The following is a 21,089-nucleotide window of genomic DNA, read 5'->3' on the forward strand; positions in this document are numbered from 1 at the left end:
TACTTCTTGGCCGTCACACGGCCGACTCACCCACCCCAGACGAAGGAGTCATCCATGACCGTTTCGACAATTGTTACCCGCGAGGACTGCGTTGCTGCTGACGCGACCGATCCGCTCGCGCAGTACCGCGACAAGTTCACGCTGCCCGAGGGCGTTATCTACCTCGATGGCAACTCTCTCGGCGTGCTTCCGAATGACGCGAGTGCGCGGGCGAACGACGTGATCTCGCGTGAGTGGGGCACTGACCTCATTGCAAGCTGGAACACGAATGACTGGTTCGATCTCCCCGTCCGTATTGGCGGGAAGATCGCAGGTCTCCTCGGCGGCACGGCCGGTGCCTGCGTGGCGACTGACACCACCTCGATCAACGTCTTCAAAGCCGTTGGTGCTGCGCTCGACATCCAGGCGCAGGATGCACCGGCCAGGAAGGTCATCATCTCGGAGCGTGAAAACTTCCCGACTGATCTCTACATGGTGGAGGGGCTCATCAAGTTCCTCGACCGTGGTTACGAACTCCGTCTTATCGACGACGAGGCGTCACTTGATGCCGCACTCGGTGACGACGTCGCCGCGGTGCTTTTGACTCAGGTAAACTACCGCTCGGGTCGCCTGTGGGACATGGCGCGCGTGACTCGCAAGATCCAGGACGCTGGCGCGCTTTCGATCTGGGATCTCTGCCACTCTGCTGGCGCGGTCCCCATTCGACTCGATGCAGCGAACGCCGACTTCGCTGTCGGCTGCACATACAAGTACCTCAACGGTGGCCCCGGCTCACCCGCCTTCATCTGGGTCGCGGATCGCCACGTTAATCGCGCATGGCAGCCACTCGCGGGCTGGTGGGGCCATTCGAAGCCCTTCGATATGTCGGTGTCGTACGAGCCGAGTCAGGGGATCCGCCGATTCCTTGTGGGCACGCAGCCGATCATTTCGCTCGCAACCATGGAGGTCGGCGTCGATATTGCGCTCAGCGTCGACGAGGCGGAGCTGCGCAAGAAGTCTCTCGCACTCACGTCGCTCTTCATCAAGCTGGTCAAAGAGCGGATCCCGAACCACCCACTCACACTGGTGACGCCGCTCGACGAGGACGAACGTGGCAGCCACGTGAGTCTGCGTCACCCCGAGGGATTCGCGGTGATGAAGGCACTCATTGCAAATGGTGTTATCGGTGACTACCGCGAACCTGAGGTGCTGCGTTTCGGTATCACCCCGTTGTACATCGGGTATGCAGATGTGTGGGACTCGGTGGAGACCCTGCGTCGCGTGCTTGACGAGGAACTCTGGCGGGCGCCCGAGTTCCAAATCCGCGGCGCGGTGACCTAAGCCGTATCCCTAGCTGTGTGTTCGGCCGCAATGGTGCGGTCGAACACGAATGGAGAAAAACATGCAGGAATTCAAAGACATTCAAACGCGCGAGATCGGTCTCGCGAAAAGCCTGACCTCAGGTCAGCTGGGTATGATCGCGCTGGGCGGCGCGATTGGTACCGGACTGTTCCTTGGCAGTAAGTTCGCGATCGGGTTTGCCGGTCCGAGCGTCATCATCAGTTACCTCATCGGCGGCTTCATCGCGCTCATGCTTATGGGTGTGCTCGCTGAGATGACGGTGAAGCACCCCACCTCAGGATCGTTCGGCGCCTACGCCGAGTATTACCTTGGCCCAATCTGGGGCTTCCTCACCCGTTACATGTACTGGCTGTGCATTGTGCTCGCTGTTGGTACCGAGGTGACTGCCATTGGCGAGTACATGCAGTTGTGGTTCCCTGGTGTTCCACCGTGGATCTGGGTGGTGGTTTTCTCGGCCGCGCTCATCCTCGTGAACGCGATGAACGTGAAGAGCTTCGGCACCCTGGAGTACTGGTTCTCGACGATTAAGGTGTTTGCGATTCTCGCGTTCATCATCATCGGAATCTGGCTGGTCTTCTTTGCCGGCAAGCAGGAGGAGTACGGTTTCCAGAACTGGACCTCCGACGGTGGCTTCATGCCCAACGGGTTTACGGGCACCTGGTTCGCGGTGATCGTGGCGATCTTCAGCTACCTGAGCATTGAGATGATCGCGGTGGCCGCTGGCGAGGCGAAAGAACCTGAGAAGGCCGTGAAGAAAGCGTTCCGCTCGACGATCTTCCGTCTTGTGATCTTCTACTTCCTCACGCTCGCACTCATTGTGTCGATTGCACCGATGCACGAAATCCTTGAGGGTGGCAGCCCCTTCGTGACGGTCATGCAGGTCGTTGGTATCCCGTTCGCGGACTCGATCCTGAACTTCGTGGTCATTGTCGCGGCGCTTTCGGCGATGAACAGTCAGCTGTACATCTCGACGCGCATGATGTTCTCGCTTGCTCGCGCTGGTGAAGCACCCAAGGCATTCGGCAAGGTGGCCAAGAATGGCAGCCCACTGAACGCGCTCGCGCTCTCCACGGCCGGTATTGCAGTCGCAACCATCATCTACGTGCTCGTTCCTGACCAGGCGTTCACGCTCATGTTCGCGATCTCGATGTTTGGTGCGATGTTCACGTGGTGTCTCATCTTCATCACGCACATCGCGTTCCGTCGCTACCACGCGAAGCGCGGCGAGACGCTCGACTACAAGATGAGCTTTACGAAGATCGGCGCCTGGGTAGGCGCGCTCATGATGATTGCTGTCGCAGTCTCGACCGCGTTCACCCAGGAGTTCTGGGCGACCCTGCCTTTCGGTGCGGGTAGCCTCGCGCTCACGATCATTGCCTACTTCGTACTTCGGAAGAACCGGAAGACCACCCCGATCACCGTGGCGCGCGGATCGGCGCCCACCGAGTAACGTTGGTCAGTTGCTGGCAGGGATCAGCCAGCGGTTTCGATCCCAACAGAAGGGCCGCCTCGAGCAAATCGAGGCGGCCCTTCTCCTGTGTGCGGTGCAGTTATTCCTTGTCAGAAGCGGCGTCTGCCGCAGCGCGCTCAGCGATATCGGCTGCTGATGGCTGCACCACATCGATGCGTTCGGTCTGGTCAACGAGCTGGAAAGGCAGACGGCCTCGCGCAGGCACGAAAAGCTTGTAGCAGACCGCGAGGAGTGCGATCCAGACGAGGCCGACCCACAGGGCAGGGCGTGACTCGGGCACTATGCCGACCATCACGATGACGAACAGGATGAACGCCACGGCAAGGTACGAGCCGACTGGCCAGAGCGGCACGGGGAATTCGCTCGGCAGGCGATGCTCTCGTTCGACCTCGCGCTTCATGCGAATGTGCGCGATGAGAATCACGAGCCACACGAGCACCGTTGCAAAGGTGGCGAGTGCTCCGAGCAAGAACAGTACCTGATCGGGGTAGAGGAAGTTGAGCACGACGCCAATGAGGAGCGCGATGATCATCGCGAGCACGGTCATGATGGGCACGCCGTTACGGGTCGTGCGCATGAACCCCCGAGGCGCGTGGCCCTGCTCGGCAAGGCCGTGAATCATGCGACCAGCACCATAAACATCTGCGTTCATTGCCGAGAGCGCGGCCGTAATCAGAATGACGTTGAAGACCGCTGCTGCTGCCTGGAACCCGATCGACTCGAAAATCGACACAAACGGGCTTGTGTCACCCGTGATGTCGACCCACGGCTGGATGCACATGATGACGCCGAGCGTGAGCACGTAGAAGAGCAGAATCCGCACGGGGACCGAGTTGATCGCCTTCGGCAGCACCTGCTTGGGGTTCTGCGCCTCACCAGCCGTGATGCCGATGATCTCGATGCCACCGAACGCGAACATCACGATGGTGAAGGACGCGAGGAAGCCGCCGATGCCGTGCGGCATGAAGCCGCCGTGGTCGACAAGATTGTGCAGACCCATGTTCGAATTCTCTGCGCTGCCAAAGCCGAACAATATGATGCCGATGCCTGCGGCGATAAAGACGACGATGGCAGTGACTTTGAGGAGTGAGAACCAGAATTCAAGCTCGCCAAAGACCTTCACGCTAACGAGGTTGATGGCCGCGAGGAAGAAGATGACCGCGAGTACCCAGATCCATTGCGAGACATCTGGGAACCAGAACCTCATGTAGACGCCGACGGCCGTGGCATCGAAGACCGCGACAAGAAACATCTCAAACGCGAAGCTCCAGCCAACGAGGAACCCCGCGAACGGGTGGATATAGCGCGAGGCGTACTGACCGAATGAGCCAGAGACCGGGTAGCGTACGACCATCTCGCCGAGGGCGCGCATGACCATGAAGACCGCGGCACCGCCGATGATGTAGGCGAGCAGTACTGAGGGGCCTGCCGTTTGAATCGCGCTTGACGATCCCATGAACAGGCCCGTGCCGATGGCTGAGCCGAGTGCCATGAACCGAATGTGACGTGCGGTGAGACCGCGCTTCAGTGTTGCTTCCTGAGCTGGGGTGTCTGTGTGACCCATGTTGCTTCCTACTATTTGCCGAGGCGCTCGGCGAGACCGGCTGCTGCTTCGAGGACGCACAGGGCGGCGAGCCGCACGGTGCGCTGATCCGCGCTATCGGCAGTGGCATCAACCTCAGCGAGATCGATACCACGCACGCGAGCATCGGCCGCGAGCAGTCGGGTGATGCTGCGGAGTTCGTGTGCTTGGATTCCGCCGGGAATCGAGGCCGGACAACCAGGTGCGACCGAACGATCGCAGACGTCCACGTCAAGGTCAACGTGAATCGGGCCACCTGCCGAGCCCGCGATGCTGAGAGCCTCTTCGACGATAGCCGAGATTGGGCGTTCGAAAAGTTCAGTGCGGTGAATCACGGTAATTCCGAGCTGCTGCGCTCGTTCTCGGTACGCTCGGGAATTCGCAAAGTCGGCGATGCCAATCTGCACGATGCGCGTGGGGTCGAGACCTGCTTCAACCAGGCGGCGCACGGGTGAACCGTTGGAGCGACCATCACGAAGGTCGTGGTGTGCGTCGAGGGTGATGAGCCCTGCGGTTGCGAGTTGGCCGCCAGCGACGCCGAGTGCTGCGGGCACGGTGAGGGCGTTATCGCCGCCAAGCGCGACGACGAGCTCTGACCTTGCAGCGAGCGCTTGGACAATCGCCGCTGCGGCGATCTCGCCTTCCTCCGTATCGGGGGAGTCGACGTCACCGGCATCGAGAATTCGGAGCGCTTCGTCGAGCACGAGCTCTCGTTCTGCACCGCGAGTGTCTGGTGCGCCTGCGGCGACAACGTGGCTGGAGTAGCGCTGCAGGGCGGCGCGGATAGCAGCTGGCGTCTCGTGCGCGTTCGTGGGAGATAGGGAGGTCGCCGAGGTCGGAATTCCGACGACGATGAGGTCTGCTGGTGCGGTTTCGGCACTGGCCCAGTTGCCCGTGCGGGGCCACGCGGGATCATGGGACAGGGGCTTCGGAATTACGGCATCGTTGCTCATGCTTGTGACCGTAGCATCGGCGTGCTGTGGTCGAACAAGGGGGCGAATCCCGCTTTCGTCTGGGATCCCAGACGTATCGAATCGGCGGGGGCGTAACGCATAGCCTCAATTCTAGGGAGCTAAACGCCTTGTGTCTGGGATCCCAGACACAAGGCGGGAGTTTCTTGTGGAATAGGGGCTCGCACGCGCTCACAATCAGACGTATGAACAATCACACCGAAGCTGTCGTCCTTGGCGCCGCCCCCTTGACCATTGCAGACGTCGTGAGCGTCGCCCGCGCAGACGCGCGAGTTGAGATCGCCGCGGCAGGCCTCGCTCGCGTTGCCGCGAGCCGTCAGGTCATCGAAGACCTTGCGAACGATAGTCGTCCGCACTACGGCGTCTCGACCGGCTTCGGTGCACTCGCAAAGGTGCAGATTCCCGTTGAGAAGCGTCAGCAGCTCCAGCGCAGCCTCATTCGCTCGCACGCAGCTGGCACCGGTGCAGAGGTTGAGCGTGAGGTCGTTCGCGCGCTCATGCTGCTGCGCCTCAACACCCTTGCCTCAGGCCGCACGGGTGTGCGCCCGGTCGTGGTCGACACCTACGCCGCGATCATCAACGCTGGTATCACACCGGTCGTGCACGAGTACGGCTCACTTGGCTGCTCGGGAGACCTCAGCCCGCTCGCGCACTGTGCACTCACACTGATGGGTGAGGGTGACGTTCGAGTGAGTCGCGATCCGCACACCGCCCCGATCCCCGCAGCCGAAGCGCTCGCCGCAGCTGGCATTGAGCCATTGGTGCTTGCTGAGAAGGAAGGTCTGGCGCTCATCAACGGCACGGACGGCATGCTTGGCATGCTGTGCCTTGCGCTCCACGACCTTTCGACGCTGTTCGTGACCGCTGACATCGCGGCCGCAGCAAGCGTCGAGGCGTTGACTGGCACTGACGCAGTATTCGCGGCGGATCTGCACGAGCTCCGCCCGCACCCCGGTCAGGGGCGCGCAGCTGCGAACATGCTCCGCGTGCTCGAAGACTCGACCCTTGTGCAGCGCCCGACCGAGGGCGAGTTCACCCGCGTGCAAGATGCCTACTCGCTCCGCTGCTCACCCCAGGTGCACGGCGCCGCTCGCGACACCGCTGAGCACGCTGCGCGCGTCGCAGCGATCGAGCTCCGCTCAGCGATTGACAACCCCGTGGTGCTGCCCGACGGTCGCGTCGAATCGAACGGCAACTTCCATGGCGCGCCAGTGGCATACGTCCTCGACTTTCTCGCGATCGCTGTTGCTGACGTCGCAAGCATCTCGGAGCGTCGCACCGACCGCTTCCTCGACGTGGCTCGCAACCACGGCCTGCCGCCGTTCCTCGCGGCAGACGCCGGCCTCGACTCTGGCCTCATGATCGCGCAGTACACCGCTGCCGGCATAGTGTCGGAACTCAAGCGCCTCGCGGTTCCCGCCTCGGTTGATTCGATCCCGTCATCGGCCATGCAAGAAGACCACGTGTCAATGGGATGGCATGCAGCGCGCAAGCTGCGCCGCGGTGTCGACGGGCTGTCACGCGTGCTCGGTATCGAACTCCTCGCATCGACACGAGCGCTCGACTTCCGTGCGCAGGCTGAGGGAGCCGGTAATCCCGCGGCAGTGACACAGGCGATCCACGCTCTGTTCCGCACCGAGATCAGTGCGCCCGACACCGATTCGTTCCTGTCGCCCACTATCGAGGCGGCGTACTCCTTCGTCGCGACCGGTGCCGTGCGCAACACTGCAGAACAGGTCATTGCTGGCCAGTTCGCCTAGCCTGCTGGTTCCCGTTGGGTGCCCTGTGATTAACTCACAGGGCACCCAACGCATTCAGTGCCGAACACAAAGCGAGAGCATGAACGAGCAACACCCCACCGCGGCAACCCGACGAAACGGAGACCCGGCGGCTCAGCTGGTGGCGACGTCGAAGGTCCCTGCCGCCGACCAGACGCTTCGAATCTTGAGCTTGCTTGCGACCTCACGCGGACCGATGGCCGCAACGATGATCGCGTCACAACTCGACATTCCACGCTCGACCGTCTATCACCTGCTCGGCACACTCCAAGAACACGGCTACGTCTTGCACCTGCCAGAAGAACGGCGCTACGGCCTTGGTATCGCCGCGGTTGCGCTGAGTTCTGCGTACGAACGTCAAGAGCCCCTCACACGCATCGGCCGGCCGCTGCTCGCCGCACTCGTCGACCGCGTTGGCGTGAGCGGTCACCTCGCCGTGCCGCACGGGCGAGACGTGCTCTATGTGATTGAGGAACGCGCGGCTGGGTCACCCCCGCTCGTCACCGACGTTGACGTGCGGTTGCCCATGCATCTCACCGCCAGTGGTCGTGCGATCCTCTCGATGATGTCGAAGGCGCAGGTGCGAGCGCTCTACCCGAGCAGTGACGCGTTTGTGAGCCGGAGTGGCTCACCTGGGCAGATCGATCGGTATTCTCGGCTCCGCTCAGTTCTCGATGACACGCTGAACCGAGGCTACGCGCTTGAGCGAGGAGACATCACTGACGGCCTTGCCTCAGTCGGGCTCCCTGTCCTTGATCATCGCGGCTGGCCCGTCGCGGCAATCGCGGTGACGTTTCCCGAGCAGCGCCTCACCGAGGCGCAAGTCACCGCGCTCGCTGCAGACGTGCGAACGACCGCGGAGGCGCTGTCAGCGCGCATCCACGGTCGTCGAGTTGCCTCGTAGCGCAGGTTCTGAGTCGTGCAGGGCTAAATGATTCGTTCGCCCGCGCGCCAGACACCAGCGGTGAGCGGCATGCCAGGGCGATACGCGAGGTGCGTCACCGATGGGGCGTTGATGAGGTGGAGATCAGCGCGCGCGCCGGGCGCAATCACGCCGACCCGCGGCTGTGCGACACCGCGCGGATCGAGCCACCCATCTTCGTGCATTCCCAGCGCGATTGCGCCACCGAGGGTCGCTGCGCGCACTGCCTCCTGCACAGTGAGGCGCATCTGCAGCACGGCCGTCGTGACGCAGAACGCCATCGAGCTCGTGTACGAGGTGCCCGGGTTGCAGTTCGACGCGAGCGCGATCACGGCGCCGGCATCGACGAGCTCGCGAGCCGGCGCGAGCGGCATGCGCGTCGACAGGTCACACGCGGGCAGGACCGTCGCGACCGTCCCGCGTGATCCGCCGGTCCACGAGTCAGCAAGCGCGTCGATATCGCCAGGCGTGAGAAACGCGACGTGATCGACGCTGAGTGAGCTGTGTTCGACCGCGAGCTGCACGCCGGGGCCATGCCCGAGCTGGTTGCCGTGCACGCGGGTTGCGAGTCCGTGCGCCTGCGCAGCTGCGAGCACCTCACGAGACGCGTCGCCGTCGAATGCACCGGTCTCGCAGAATACGTCAACGGCGCTCACATGGGGTGCGACCGCGGTCATCATCTCGCCAGTGACGAGGGAGAGGTAGGCGAGCGGATCCGCCCCAGCAGGAACCAGGTGCGCTCCCAAGAACGTCACCGCGTCGGCAACCGTTCCCGCGACTCGTGCGGATCGCAGCTCGTCAGCGACCGTCAGACCGTAGCCAGTCTTCGTCTCGAGCGTGGTGGTGCCGCCGCGCCTGGCTTCATCGACCAGGCGGGTGAGGTTCGCGGTGAGCTCGGCGTCGGTCGCAGCGCGGGTGGCGTCAACAGTGACGTTGATGCCACCCGCGGCGTAGGAGTCACCTGCCATCCGGGCCTCGAACTCAGCCGTGCGGTCGCCAGCAAAGACCATGTGGGTGTGCGAATCTACCCAGCCAGGGAGCACCGCGCGACCGGCGGCATCAACGTGCGTATCTGCCGCCGGGGCGTGTGGCGCCTGCCCGGTCCAGGCGATCCGCCCACCTTCGATGACGACGGCGGCGTCGTGCAGCCGGCCGCTGTTCGCATCATCGTTGGTGGTCAGCTCGCCGATATTTGTAATGAGGATGGAGTCAGACATCGTGCCTTCTTCGGTGAGTTACCAGCTCTGATCAGTGTTGCGGATCACGGGCTCCATGGGAACCCTGACGCCGCGCTCTTTCGCGACATCGACCGCGCGCTGATAACCGGCATCGACGTGGCGGATCACGCCCATACCCGGGTCATTCGTGAGTAGGCGCTCGAGCTTCTGTGCCGCGAGCTCGGTGCCGTCAGCGACCGAGACCTGGCCTGAATGGATCGAACGGCCGATGCCGACGCCACCTCCGTGGTGCAGCGAGACCCAGGTCGCGCCGGAGGAGGTTGCGGTGAGAGCGTTGAGGAGGGGCCAGTCGGCGATCGCGTCTGAGCCGTCGGCCATGGCCTCGGTTTCTCGGTAGGGCGATGCGACCGAGCCGGAATCGAGGTGGTCGCGTCCGATGACGATTGGTGCCTTGAGTTTGCCCTCAGCGACGAGTTCGTTGAACCGGACGGCTGCGCGGGCGCGATCGCCGTAACCCAGCCAGCAGATGCGAGCGGGCAGGCCCTCGAATTCGACGCGCTCCTGAGCGGCGCGGATCCAGCGGTGCAGGTGCGCGTTCTCAGGGAAGAGTTCGAGGATTGCCTCGTCGGTGACGCGGATGTCTTCTGGGTCACCCGAGAGTGCTGCCCAGCGGAACGGGCCAAGGCCCTCGCAGAAGAGCGGACGGATGTATGCCGGAACGAAGCCAGGGAATTCGAAGGCGCGGTCGTAGCCGCCCTTGCGAGCTTCGTCGCGGATCGAGTTGCCGTAGTCGAAGACCTCTGCGCCAGCGTCTTGGAATTCAACCATCGCGCGAACGTGTGCGGCCATCGCGGACTGCGCATCGGCGGTGAAGGTCTTGGGGTCGGCTGCCGCGCGCTCCTGCCAATCGGCGACGTCGTACCCGACAGGAAGGTATGAGAGCGGATCGTGCGCCGAGGTCTGGTCAGTCACGATGTCGATCGTGATTTCGCCAGCCCGGTGGCGGCGGAGAATCTCGGGGAAGACCTCCGCTGCGTTGCCAACGAGGCCGACAGACCAGCCACGCTTTTCGTCCTTCGCCTGCTGCACCTTGGCGAGCGCTTCGTCGATATCGGTGACGACCTCGTCGAGGTAGCGCTTGCCAGCGCGGCGCTGCAGGCGCGTCTCGTCGACATCGACGATGAGGCATGCGCCGTCATTCAGGGTGACGGAGAGTGGCTGGGCGCCGCCCATGCCGCCGCAGCCACCCGTGAGGGTGATGGTGCCTGCGAGTGATCCGCCATACTTCTTGCGCGCGATCGCGGCAAACGTCTCGAAGGTGCCCTGCAGGATGCCCTGGGTACCGATGTAGATCCATGAGCCGGCCGTCATCTGGCCGTACATCATGAGGCCCTCTGCCTCGAGCTTGCGGAACTCTGGCCACGTTGCCCAGTCGCCGACAAGGTTGGAGTTCGCGAGAATAACGCGTGGTGCCCACACATTCGTGCGGAACACGCCGACGGGCTTTCCTGACTGTACGAGAAGTGTCTCGTCTTCCTCGAGGTCGCGAAGGGTGTCGACGATAGCGTCGAATGCCTCCCAGCTACGAGCTGCCCGGCCAGTGCCACCGTAGACGACGAGATCGTCAGGACGCTCTGCCACCTCGGGGTCAAGATTGTTCATGAGCATACGAAGCGGGGCTTCGGTCTGCCAGCTCTTTGCGCTGATGTTGGTGCCTCGCGGGCTCCTCACTGAGCGTGCGCCGGGGAGTGTCATGGTGTTCCTTTCCTGGGAATGTGACTGCTTCCATGACACCGTGCTTCTTCGCCTTAAACAACGGGGGAGTGGCCGTAGTTGTCTGGGATCCCAGACGCTTGAGGCCTCAAAGTTGCTGAATTCGAGCCGAATTTTGGCTGAAAACGAGCCGAATAAAACACTGACATGCTGAATGCTCGATATTTTCGCGGTAAGCTAATATGATGACCTCTTCTGAGAACGCCGCGACTGAAGCCGGCGAAACTGCTGCTGCCCCCGAGAGCGAGCGCATGACCTTTGCAGACTTGGGCCTCGAGCCCAACGTTCTGCAGGCTATTACCGATGTGGGATACGAAACTCCCTCCGCCATTCAGGCCGCGACGATTCCAGTGCTCCTTGAGGGCCGCGATGTCGTCGGACTTGCCCAGACGGGTACCGGTAAGACCGCTGCATTTGCACTCCCGATCCTTTCCCGAATCCAGCCTGGTGAAGGCGCACCGCAGGCGATTGTGCTTGCCCCGACCCGTGAGCTCGCGCTCCAGGTGTGCGAAGCTTTCGAAAGCTACGCAACTCACCTCCCGAAGGTAAAGCTCCTTCCCGTCTACGGTGGCCAGGCATACGGCCAGCAGCTGTCGGCACTGCGCCGCGGCGTTGACATCGTCGTGGGTACCCCCGGCCGTGTCATGGACCACATGAAGCGCGGTTCGCTCGATCTCTCGCAGATCAAGTACCTCGTGCTTGATGAGGCTGATGAGATGCTGAAGATGGGCTTCGCTGAAGACGTCGAGACGATCCTCGCTGACACCCCGACTGAGAAGCAGGTTGCTCTCTTCTCGGCGACGATGCCCGCTCAGATTCGCCGCATCTCGCAGAAGTACCTGAACGACCCGCAAGAGGTCAAGATCGCTGGTAAGACCCAGACGAGCTCGACCATCACGCAGCGTTACACCGTGGTGTCGTACATGCAGAAGCTTGACGCGCTGACCCGCGTGCTCGAGGTTGAGAACTTCGACGGCCTCATTGTCTTCACCCGTACCCGTGGCGACTCGGAGCAGGTGGCTGAGAAGCTGCGCGCTCGCGGTTACTCGGCAGCGGCGATCAACGGTGACATCCAGCAGGCGCAGCGTGAGCGTACCGTTCAGGCGCTGAAGGATGGCAAGCTCGATATCCTCGTTGCGACCGACGTTGCAGCTCGTGGTCTTGACGTTGAGCGCATCAGCCACGTCATCAACTACGACCTCCCGATCGACACCGAGTCGTACGTTCACCGTATTGGCCGTACCGGCCGTGCGGGCCGTACCGGCGACGCGATCAGCTTCGTTACTCCTCGCGAGCAGCGTATGCTCAAGGCAATCGAGCGCGCTACCAAGCAGCCGCTCACCCAGATGCCGCTTCCTCGTATCGAAGAGGTCAATGCAACGCGTCTGACCCGCTTCGATGATGAGATCACGACGGCTCTCGGCGAGACCGCTCGTATCAGCCGCTTCCGCGAGATCATCGAGCACTACGTGCGTAACCACGACGTTGCTGAGGCAGACGTTGCTGCAGCACTCGCTGTTGTTGCACAGGGTGACACCCCGCTCCTCCTCACCGAGGCAGATGACGCAAAGTTCGATCGCGATCGCAAGCAGGCGAGCCGCTTCCTGGAGGACACGGGTCGCGACGACAACCGTGCACCTCGTCAGGACCGTGGTCCCCGCCAGCGCCGTGACGATCTCAAGACCTACCGCATCGAGGTTGGCCGTCGCCAGCGCGTGCAGCCCGGTCAGATCGTCGGCGCCATTGCGAACGAGGGTGGTCTGAGCCGCGATGACTTCGGACGCATCCAGGTGCGCGATGACTTCTCGCTCGTCGAGCTCCCCGCAAACATTTCGGAAAGCGCACTCGAGTCGCTCAAGTCGACCAAGATCGGTGGCAAGGCCATCGAGATCCGCGAAGATTCAGGCCCCAGCCCGCGCGGCAAGGGTTGGGACTTCAAGGGTGATCGTGACCGTAACGATCGCGGTGGCGACCGTGGTGGTTACCGTGGTGGCGATCGCAATGACCGTGGTGGTTACCGCGGTGGCGACCGTAACGATCGCGGCGGTGACCGTGGTGGTTACCGCGGTGGCGATCGCAATGACCGTGGTGGTTACCGCGGTGGCGATCGCGACAACCGTGGTGGCGGCAACAGTTGGGATCGCGACAACCGTGGCGGCGGCCGTGACTTCGGTAACGACCGCGCAGACGGCAAGCGCAAGCCGCGCTGGTAAGGCGTTCAGCGTCGCTCACTGAGCGATGACTTCAAGCGGCGGGTGAGCTTCGGCTCCCCGCCGCTTTTGCATGCCCGGGCAACCGTCGAGCGCACCCGCGCTTGGCAGCGCAAGCCAAGTGCGTACATGCAAAGCGTGCTGGCTTCGTTACCGAGCGTCGCGCTCTGCCGCGTCCAGCAGCGCGTTGATGCCCGCGAGGAAGATCGCCTGGTCATCGAGTTCGGTCAGTCTCGAGGAGTAGTGGGCAATGTGCGGATAGGTGCGCGGATCAGCGTGCAGCGGTCCCTCGACCCAGCGCTCCGGCCCACTCGGTTCGCCGGATGTGCCGCCATCATCGGCGCGTGCGCGCGCGATGCCCGACGACATGGAGAGTGTGTATGAAGAGATGAGTGAATAATGCTGGAGTACACCGACTTCGTCAAGGCCACATGTGGAAAGCGCGCTAAGGATGAGCTCCATTGCGCCGAACTCACCGGGGCCGTGCGTGGTGAGCGTCATCGCCTCTGCTGCGATCGCCGGATGCTCGCAGTACTCGCGAAGGGTGCCATCTGCGAGTCCCTGGATGCGACCGCGCCAATCGTCTGGCGTGGCGGTAATGCTCGCGAGCGCGCGTACGTGGAGCTCATCGAGCAGCGCCTCCATGAGGTGGCTCTTGCTGCGGAAATGACGGTAGACCGCTGACGGATCAACTCCAAGCTCAGCGCCAAGGTGTTTGGCGGAGAACGTCGAGGAACGCTGCTCTGTGGCGACTTTCAGGCCTGCAGCGATGATCTTTTGTGTGTCGAGGCGAACCTTTCGCGGCCCAGTGCGCACGGTTCGTGTTGCGGTCGTCATGTCACCCCTTTGTCTTTCTGCCAGCGTAGAGCATCTCACGCATGCGAACTAAACCTATCAATGTCAGAAAGGTTGTCAATGCCTTTGACAAAAAGAATGTTTCCCGAATAAGCTCCGAATCAACCTGATTTCAGAGTCGAAAGAGGAAGCATGAACGTTGACGTTCTGTTCACCGGCGGAGCCGTGTTTACTGGTGAGGGAGATCCGCGAACGGATCTCGCAATTGGTATCAGCGGCGACCGTATTACCGCGATCGTTGCCGCGAACGATGCCACACGCATTACCGGGCCAGACACCAAGGTCATCGACCTGGCTGGCGCCCTGCTCTCACCCGGGTTCCAGGACGCGCACATTCACCCGATCGGCGGCGGCGTTGAAGCGCTGCAGTGCGATCTAACCGAGTCGGAGAACGCGGGTGATAGCGTGCGCCTCATCTCGGAGTACGCAGTCGCGAACCCAGATGAAGTCTGGATCCTTGGCGCGGGCTGGTCGATGGACCACTTCGAAGGTGGTGCCCCCACACGTGATCTCATCGATGCGATCGTGAGTGACCGACCAGTGGTGTTGTCGAGTCGCGATCACCACAGTGTCTGGGCTAATACTCGCGCAATTGAGCTTGCCGGCCTGACCGCGCAAACTGCAGACCCAAAGGACGGTCGTATCGAGCGCGAGTCGGACGGATTCCCCGCAGGTACCTTCCACGAAGGGGCAATGAATCTCTTCAATGAGGTCAAACCCGAATCGTCTGCGGATCTCACCTACCGAGGCCTCCTGCATGCACAAACGGAACTCATTGCGCAGGGCGTGACCGGTTGGCAAGATGCGTGGGTGGGTTCGGACGGACCTGGCACTGGCACACTTGAGGCGTATGAGCGCGCGGTCGCGGAAGGCACCCTGCGCGTGCACGTGACCGGCTCACAGTGGTGGGAGCGCGATCGCGGTCTCGACCAGATCCCCGAGATCATCGCTCGCCGCGACGCGAGCGTCGCAAGCGGCACCTCGAACCGTTTCAACCTCGGCACGGTCAAGATGATGGTCGACGGTGTTGCAGAGAACTTCACCGCGTCAATGCTCGACCCATACCTCGACGAACACGGCGAACACACCTGCAATCACGGCATCGCCTTTATCCCCGCAGAGATTCTCACCGACGCGGTACAGCAAATCGACGCGGCCGGTATGCAGGTGCACTTCCACGCCCTCGGCGACCGCGCGGTTCGTAACGCACTCGACGCAGTCGAGGCGGCACGAAAGGTGAACGGCCCGAGTGATGGCCGTCACCACCTCGCCCATCTCCAGGTGATCGCTGCCGAAGATACTGCGCGCTTTGCCGAAGTCGACGCCGTTGCCAACCTGCAGATGCTGTGGGCAACCCACGAAGACCAGCTCGACACACTTACGTTGCCTTTCATGAGCGAGCGCGCGGCAACTCGCCAGTACCCGTTCGGCGATCTTGTCCGTGACGGTGCGCGGCTCGCTGCGGGCAGCGATTGGCCGGTTTCGACGGCGGATCCGCTTGCCGCGATCCACATTGGTGTGACGCGCGTTGGCCCCGGAATCACCGCTGGCCCGCTCGGTGGCGCGGAACAGTGCCTCGCGCTGTCGACCGCATTTGCCGCATACACCTCGGGCACAGCATACGTAAACCACCGTGACCACGACACCGGCTGGATCCGTGAGGGCTACCTCGCGAATCTCGTCGTGATCGAACCTAACCCGTTCGCGCTCGCGCCGGCTGACATCGCAGATGCCGCCGTCACGCAGACCTGGATCGAAGGCTCCCAGGCCTTCGCCCGCGCCCAGTAGGGCACCCCACTTTCAACGCATTGGCACAGTGGAGTGCCGCAGTTTTCGAAGGAGAAAACAATGTCAGTTTCAGCATTTACCCGCGGGCGCCGCGGCGCTGCGGTGATCGGTGCAGCGATTACCGTCGTTGCGCTCACTGCGTGTTCTGGTTCGGGCTCGGGCGGTGGGAACAGCGAGCCAGTCGACTGGAAGCTCACCGAGCAAACGGCAGCGCCGTCGGGTGAAATCGATCAGATCACCTGGGCGAGCTACGCGGAGCCGTTCTCGCTCGATAACGCGTACGCCTTCGATTACTCAGATAACCAGGTTCTTGCGAACGTGTGTGAATCGCTGTTGCGGTTGAACCCCGATTTCAGCCTGACTCCCGGTCTGGCTGAGTCGTTCTCAAACCCAGAGCCGACGAAGTGGGTGTATCAGATTCGACAGGGTGTGAAGTTCCATGACGGAACTGAAATGACTGCTGATGATGTCGTGGCAACGATGTCCCGTCACATTGATCCAGAGGTCGGGTCGTCGTGGTTTAGCGTCTACCAGTACGTCACCTCTATTGAGAAGACCGGCGACTGGGAGGTGACGGTCACCACGTCAAAGCCTGACTCACAGTTCAACCTCGGTATGGGCGGATCCGCAGGTGTCGTCGAGTCTGCGGCGACACTCGCCGAACTCGGTAGCGACTACGGAAACTCCACGGGCGGCGTGAATTGCACCGGCCCATTCAAGTTCGACAGCTGGAAATCAGGAGAGAAGATCTCGCTGAGTCGCTTCGATGACTATTGGAATGAAGAACTCAAGGCGAAGTCTGAAAAGTTTGACTTCGTATTCATGGGGGACGCAAACGCGCGAACCAACGCTTTGAAGGCTGGCGACGTAGATGGCACGTGGCTCCTCCCAATGGATTCGATCCGTGAGCTGCAAGCGAAGGGCTCGGGAGACGTCCTCTTCGGTATGAACACCTCTGTCGCAAACATGGTGGTCTCAAACCTCGACGGGCCCCTTGGTGACGTGAACGTGCGTAAGGCACTGCTCATGGCGCTCGACCGCCAGGGAATTCTCGACGCGGCATACAGCGGCGTTGGTGAAGTGACTGATGTGTACACCACCGAGTCGGTGTGGAATGATGCTGACCCTGCGGCCCGCGAGCGGGCGTTCACCGACATTGAGTCGTACGGTTTTGACGTTGAAGCGGCGAAGAAGCTCGTTCAGGACGCAGGGTTCGAGGGTGCAGAACTCACTATCGTGAGTGCTCCAATCAGCCAAGAATTCACCGTCATCTCGCAGGCAACTGTTGCTGCAGCCAAATCAATCGGCCTGAACGCCAAGATCGACACGGTGACCCCGGCGGCCTACACCACGCTGTTCGCTGACCCTGCTGCGCGTGAGGGCGTGGACCTCTTCTACACGAACTGGTACCTATCGAGCCCGGATCCCGCGGAAATGTTCGGCATCCTCCGTACCGGCGAATTCAGCAACTATGGCAACTGGTCGAACCCAGAGTATGACGCACTCGTCGAACAGGCTGTCACCACCATGGACGTGAAGGAACGCAGCAAGGTAAACGCAGACATGCAGCAGCTGGCAAACGCTGAGCTTCCGTGGTTGCCGCTTGTTGAAGTACCGAATGCCATGTACATGGGCGAACGCGTCACCGGACTCTCACCCTCGATCAACTTCCTGTACTACCCCTGGGCGGCAACGCTCGGCGCACGCTAACGAGGACTCCGAATGGCATACGCACGCCGCATCGCCTCGAAACTCGGGGCGTTGCTCTTGACGCTGTTCCTAGCGTCGCTCCTGGTCTTCTTTTCCAGGTTCTTAGTACCTGGTGACCCCGTCCGCTTCCTCCTCCGTGGCCGCAAGCCAAGCCCGGAGGCGGTTGCGGCCGTCACTGAACAGTTCGGCCTGGACCTGCCGCCGTGGCAGCAGTACATCAATTGGCTTTTCGGAATGTTCCGGGGCGACTTCGGCCGCTCCCTGCAGTTCCGACAGGACGTAGCGGTCGTCGTCGGCGACCGACTCCCGGTCACCCTCGGCCTCGTCGCTATGTCGGCAATCATGATCGCGATCATCGGCATCACGGCCGGCGTCATTGCCGCATTAAACAAGGGCAAGTTCGCGGATCGCGCGACGCTCATCTTCCTCACCGTACTTGGCGCGATCCCATCGTTCGTCGGGTCGATCGTGCTCATCGCGGTCTTCGCGGTGACCCTCGGCTGGTTCCCGACGTTCGGTTCAGGCGAGGGGTTCTGGGACACGGTCTATCACCTGATCTTGCCCTCCTTCGCGCTTGCGATCACCTTCGTGGTGCTCGTCGGTAAGGTCACTCGCTCGTCGATGATCGAGCAGGTTGGCAAAGAGCACGTGGAGGTCGCGACGAGTCGTGGTCTGAAGCGTGGTGTCGTGATCCGCCGCCACGTGTTCAGGAACTCGATCGGCCCGATCGTGACCGTGAGTGGTTTGCTCGTTGCGGGCCTCCTCGTCGCGAGCACGATCGTCGAGACGGCGTTCGGCGTTGCGGGCCTCGGCTCGCTGCTCGTACAGTCGGTCGATCGTCTCGACTTCCCGGTCGTGCAGGCGATCACACTCTTCGTGGTGACCGCGTTCGTCGTAGTGAACGCAATCGTCGATCTCTGCGAACCCCTCATTGACCCCCGAGCTGCGGCAGGAGCTGATGCACGATGACCGTCCCGAATGCAACAACTGCCGTTCGCGTGATGCGTGCCCCACGGGTACGCCGAGCGAACTGGCTCTTCACTGGCAGCGTCGTCGTGCTTGCGGTATTCACGCTCGCGGCGATCTTCGCGCCGATCGTGGCACCGTATGACCCGGACGAAGTCGACTTCCTCGCGTTCTATTCCGGCCCGTCAGTCGCGCACTGGCTCGGCACCGACGGCCTTGGCCGCGACATCCTCAGCCGCATGGCGTTCGGTGCTCGCACCGCGCTCCTCGGTCCGTTGCTTGTCGTGATCTTCTCGACGATCTTCGGCATCCTGCTCGGCCTCCTCGCAGGCTGGCGCGGGGGCCGGATCGACGCCGTGCTCGGCCGCATCTTTGACGTGATCTTCGCGTTCCCCGCGCTGCTCATCGCGATCATGGCGGTTGCGCTGTTCGGCAAGGGCTTCGTCGCTCCGGTCACCGCAATGGTGATCGCGTACATCCCGTATGTTGCGCGACTCACCCGCTCGCTCATCGCGGCTGAGCGTCACCGCCCATACGTTGCCGCGTACCGCGTCGCCGGCTTCGGCGGGGCATGGATCGCGCTGCGCCGCGTGCTCCCGAACATTACGCCGATCGTTGGCGCGCAGTCGACCCTGAACTTCGGATACGTGCTCGCCGAGCTCGCTGGCCTGTCGTTCCTTGGCCTTGGAGTGCAAGCGCCGATGTCTGACTGGGGTGCGATGATCAACGAGGCGCAGGCCGGTATCGTTGGCGGGCACTTCCTGCCCGCCCTCGTTCCCGCCATCGCGGTTGTCCTCGTCGTCGTTGCCGTGAACATTATCGGTGAAGAACTGTCCGAACGTATCGGAGGAGGTGTGGTCGCATGACCCTGCTCGAAATTTCAGGTCTCACGCTCGACCTGCCCACTGGCAAGCGCTTGCTTGATGACATCTCAATCTCGGTTGCGCCGGGGGAGACGGTCGGCCTCGTTGGCGAGTCTGGCTCTGGCAAATCGCTCACTGCACGTTCGGTGCTCGGCCTGCTGCCGCAGAACGCTCGCCTGGGCGGCAGTGTGCGGATCGACGGCCACGAAGTGCTCGGCTCCTCCCGTGCCACGCTGCTGGACGTGCGACGGCACAGCGCATCGATGGTGTTTCAAGATCCGCGCTCAGGCATCAACCCCATGCGCACGATCGGTGACTTTATGACCGAGTCACTTCGCCTGTGCCAGAGAGTACCTGCCGCCGAAGCGCGGGCACAAGCGATCGAACTCCTGCGCGCAGTGCGGCTGCCGCGCCCCGAGGAACACCTCGACCAGTATCCACACGAGTTCTCTGGCGGAATGCTGCAGCGCGTCATGATCGCGGGTGCGCTCACGAGCTCGCCGAAGCTCCTCATTTGCGATGAGCCGACTACCGCACTCGACGTCACAACCCAGGCAGAGATCATCGATGTGCTGCGCGAGCAGCGCGATGCGCGCGGCATGGGCATGCTATTCATTACGCACGACCTCAACCTGGCCGCATCCATCTGCGACCGCGTGACCGTCATGCAAAAGGGGCGGATCGAGGAGCGCGGTACCGCGCGACAGATCTTCCTTGACCCGACAACCGAGTACACCAAGCGACTGATCGCTGCGACACCGAGCATTGCGGTCGACGGTGTGGGGTCTGCCGGAGAAGCGGCTGCGGTACTGACTGACGCTGGTGCGGTTGGCGCGCATGGTGCTGGTTCTGCGGATGGTGGTGCGAGTGAGCCCATGGTCTTCGCTGACAAACTCACGAAGACCTACTACCCGCGTGGCAAGGCTCCAGTGACCGCGGTCGCTGAGGCCTCCATCGCGATTCCGCGCGGTGGCGCACTCGGCGTCGTGGGGGAGTCTGGCTCTGGCAAGTCCACCCTGGCGCGCATGATCATCGGACTCGAGCAGCCGGACGGCGGCGAACTCCGCATCGCTGGTGCATCGCGCACGGCGGTCCCGCGCAACCGGGCTGAGCGGCTCCAACGGGCGCGAAGTGCGCAGATGGTGTTCCAGGATCCGTACCTGTCGCTCGATCCGCGAATCCCTGCCGGCAAGGCAGTCGAGGACGCGATCACGCTGCACACCGGAGTGAGGGGCGCGGCCGCGCGGCAGCGTGCGATCGAACTGCTTGACGCGGTTGGGCTTGGTGAGGAGTTTGCTGCGGCACATCCGCGCACACTTTCCGGTGGTCAGCGGCAACGCGTGGCAATTGCGCGCGCAATTGCGATTGATCCCGACGTGCTTGTGCTCGATGAAGCGACGAGTGCGCTCGACGTATCCGTGCAGGCTCAGGTGCTCGATCTCCTGGCGCGTGTTCGGGAGGAGCGCGGGCTGACGATCCTCTTCATCAGCCACGACCTCGGCGTTGTGCGCCGCGTGTGCGACGAGACCGTCGTTATGCGACGCGGTGAGATCGTGGAATACGGCGCGACCGAGGGGATTCTGACCGACCCGCAGCACGAATACACGCGGGCGCTGTTGGCGTCTGTGCCGCAGCCGGTCTGGGACTAGTCCCGGCGCCCGGGTCGTCCTTCGTAAGGGCT

At 62.5% G+C, this 21,089-nt stretch carries 15 protein-coding genes; 10 read left to right on the forward strand and 5 right to left on the reverse strand.

Annotated elements, in window-relative coordinates:
- The first annotated feature begins 54 nt into the window (after positions 1-54).
- Positions 55-1,320 carry a kynureninase gene (kynU, locus tag ICL81_RS02140; RefSeq protein WP_215394728.1) on the forward strand — a complete coding sequence of 422 codons (1,266 nt, stop codon included), beginning with the start codon at positions 55-57 and terminating at the stop codon, positions 1,318-1,320.
- A gap of 61 nt (positions 1,321-1,381) precedes the next feature.
- Positions 1,382-2,791: an amino acid permease gene (locus ICL81_RS02145; RefSeq protein WP_188033318.1), complete on the forward strand. Its 1,410-nt coding sequence runs from the start codon at positions 1,382-1,384 to the stop codon at positions 2,789-2,791.
- Positions 2,792-2,891: 100 nt separating this feature from the next.
- Here ICL81_RS02145 and ICL81_RS02150 read toward each other — a convergent pair whose 3' ends face one another.
- Together ICL81_RS02150 and ICL81_RS02155 are read right to left on the reverse strand one after the other, a co-directional pair.
- Positions 2,892-4,376 (reverse strand): amino acid permease, encoded by a 1,485-nt coding sequence (locus ICL81_RS02150; RefSeq protein ID WP_188033319.1) that lies wholly within the window; start codon positions 4,374-4,376, stop codon positions 2,892-2,894.
- Between the two features lie 11 nt (positions 4,377-4,387).
- Entirely contained in the window at positions 4,388-5,347 is a 960-nt protein-coding gene (locus tag ICL81_RS02155) for an arginase family protein (protein ID WP_188033320.1), read from the reverse strand.
- A gap of 203 nt (positions 5,348-5,550) precedes the next feature.
- Here ICL81_RS02155 and hutH point away from each other — a divergent pair, with 203 nt between their 5' ends.
- Together hutH and ICL81_RS02165 are read left to right on the forward strand one after the other, a co-directional pair.
- The gene (hutH, locus tag ICL81_RS02160) at positions 5,551-7,125 is read left to right on the forward strand and encodes a histidine ammonia-lyase (protein WP_188033321.1); all 1,575 of its coding nucleotides are present in this window, start codon (positions 5,551-5,553) and stop codon (positions 7,123-7,125) included.
- A 79-nt stretch (positions 7,126-7,204) separates the two neighbouring features.
- Positions 7,205-8,047 (forward strand): IclR family transcriptional regulator, encoded by an 843-nt coding sequence (locus ICL81_RS02165; RefSeq protein WP_188033322.1) that lies wholly within the window; start codon positions 7,205-7,207, stop codon positions 8,045-8,047.
- Between the two features lie 23 nt (positions 8,048-8,070).
- On the opposite strand, the gene hutI is transcribed toward ICL81_RS02165, so the two are convergent.
- Both hutI and hutU read right to left on the reverse strand, forming a co-directional pair.
- On the reverse strand, positions 8,071-9,282 hold the full coding sequence (gene hutI / locus ICL81_RS02170) for an imidazolonepropionase (RefSeq protein ID WP_188033323.1): 1,212 nt from the start codon (positions 9,280-9,282) through the stop codon (positions 8,071-8,073).
- An 18-nt stretch (positions 9,283-9,300) separates the two neighbouring features.
- On the reverse strand, positions 9,301-10,998 hold the full coding sequence (gene hutU / locus ICL81_RS02175) for a urocanate hydratase (RefSeq protein WP_188033324.1): 1,698 nt from the start codon (positions 10,996-10,998) through the stop codon (positions 9,301-9,303).
- A 203-nt stretch (positions 10,999-11,201) separates the two neighbouring features.
- Between hutU and ICL81_RS02180 the strand changes: the two genes are divergently transcribed.
- Positions 11,202-13,229 carry a DEAD/DEAH box helicase gene (locus ICL81_RS02180; protein WP_188033325.1) on the forward strand — a complete coding sequence of 676 codons (2,028 nt, stop codon included), beginning with the start codon at positions 11,202-11,204 and terminating at the stop codon, positions 13,227-13,229.
- Between the two features lie 147 nt (positions 13,230-13,376).
- Here ICL81_RS02180 and ICL81_RS02185 read toward each other — a convergent pair whose 3' ends face one another.
- Positions 13,377-14,063 carry a TetR/AcrR family transcriptional regulator gene (locus ICL81_RS02185; protein ID WP_188033326.1) on the reverse strand — a complete coding sequence of 229 codons (687 nt, stop codon included), beginning with the start codon at positions 14,061-14,063 and terminating at the stop codon, positions 13,377-13,379.
- 150 nt (positions 14,064-14,213) lie between these two features.
- On the opposite strand from ICL81_RS02185, the gene ICL81_RS02190 reads away from it, so the two are divergent.
- The 5 genes from ICL81_RS02190 to ICL81_RS02210 are packed head-to-tail and all read left to right on the forward strand — an operon-like array spanning position 14,214 to position 21,057.
- Complete coding sequence (locus ICL81_RS02190; RefSeq protein WP_188033327.1) at positions 14,214-15,869, forward strand: amidohydrolase; 1,656 nt, start codon at positions 14,214-14,216, stop codon at positions 15,867-15,869.
- 60 nt (positions 15,870-15,929) lie between these two features.
- Positions 15,930-17,579 (forward strand): ABC transporter substrate-binding protein, encoded by a 1,650-nt coding sequence (locus tag ICL81_RS02195; RefSeq protein WP_188033328.1) that lies wholly within the window; start codon positions 15,930-15,932, stop codon positions 17,577-17,579.
- A gap of 12 nt (positions 17,580-17,591) precedes the next feature.
- Positions 17,592-18,548, forward strand: a complete 957-nt coding sequence (locus ICL81_RS02200) for an ABC transporter permease (protein WP_188022569.1) — start codon at positions 17,592-17,594, stop codon at positions 18,546-18,548.
- Positions 18,545-19,411, forward strand: a complete 867-nt coding sequence (locus ICL81_RS02205) for an ABC transporter permease (protein WP_188033329.1) — start codon at positions 18,545-18,547, stop codon at positions 19,409-19,411. Before ICL81_RS02200 ends, ICL81_RS02205 begins: the two co-directional genes overlap by 4 nt.
- The gene (locus tag ICL81_RS02210) at positions 19,408-21,057 is read left to right on the forward strand and encodes an ABC transporter ATP-binding protein (RefSeq protein WP_188033330.1); all 1,650 of its coding nucleotides are present in this window, start codon (positions 19,408-19,410) and stop codon (positions 21,055-21,057) included. The genes ICL81_RS02205 and ICL81_RS02210 overlap by 4 nt, the downstream gene beginning before the upstream one ends.
- Positions 21,058-21,089 lie beyond the last annotated feature (32 nt).

Source organism: Leucobacter sp. cx-328 (genome assembly GCF_014530035.1).
Classification (GTDB): domain Bacteria; phylum Actinomycetota; class Actinomycetes; order Actinomycetales; family Microbacteriaceae; genus Leucobacter.

Coding starts and splice junctions, on each gene's coding strand:
- kynU (WP_215394728.1), top strand. CDS start 55: ATGACCGTTTCGACAATTGTTACCCGCGAGGACTGCGTTGCTGCTGAC.
- ICL81_RS02145 (WP_188033318.1), top strand. CDS start 1,382: ATGCAGGAATTCAAAGACATTCAAACGCGCGAGATCGGTCTCGCGAAA.
- ICL81_RS02150 (WP_188033319.1), bottom strand. CDS start 4,376: ATGGGTCACACAGACACCCCAGCTCAGGAAGCAACACTGAAGCGCGGT.
- ICL81_RS02155 (WP_188033320.1), bottom strand. CDS start 5,347: ATGAGCAACGATGCCGTAATTCCGAAGCCCCTGTCCCATGATCCCGCG.
- hutH (WP_188033321.1), top strand. CDS start 5,551: ATGAACAATCACACCGAAGCTGTCGTCCTTGGCGCCGCCCCCTTGACC.
- ICL81_RS02165 (WP_188033322.1), top strand. CDS start 7,205: ATGAACGAGCAACACCCCACCGCGGCAACCCGACGAAACGGAGACCCG.
- hutI (WP_188033323.1), bottom strand. CDS start 9,282: ATGTCTGACTCCATCCTCATTACAAATATCGGCGAGCTGACCACCAAC.
- hutU (WP_188033324.1), bottom strand. CDS start 10,998: ATGACACTCCCCGGCGCACGCTCAGTGAGGAGCCCGCGAGGCACCAAC.
- ICL81_RS02180 (WP_188033325.1), top strand. CDS start 11,202: ATGACCTCTTCTGAGAACGCCGCGACTGAAGCCGGCGAAACTGCTGCT.
- ICL81_RS02185 (WP_188033326.1), bottom strand. CDS start 14,063: ATGACGACCGCAACACGAACCGTGCGCACTGGGCCGCGAAAGGTTCGC.
- ICL81_RS02190 (WP_188033327.1), top strand. CDS start 14,214: ATGAACGTTGACGTTCTGTTCACCGGCGGAGCCGTGTTTACTGGTGAG.
- ICL81_RS02195 (WP_188033328.1), top strand. CDS start 15,930: ATGTCAGTTTCAGCATTTACCCGCGGGCGCCGCGGCGCTGCGGTGATC.
- ICL81_RS02200 (WP_188022569.1), top strand. CDS start 17,592: ATGGCATACGCACGCCGCATCGCCTCGAAACTCGGGGCGTTGCTCTTG.
- ICL81_RS02205 (WP_188033329.1), top strand. CDS start 18,545: ATGACCGTCCCGAATGCAACAACTGCCGTTCGCGTGATGCGTGCCCCA.
- ICL81_RS02210 (WP_188033330.1), top strand. CDS start 19,408: ATGACCCTGCTCGAAATTTCAGGTCTCACGCTCGACCTGCCCACTGGC.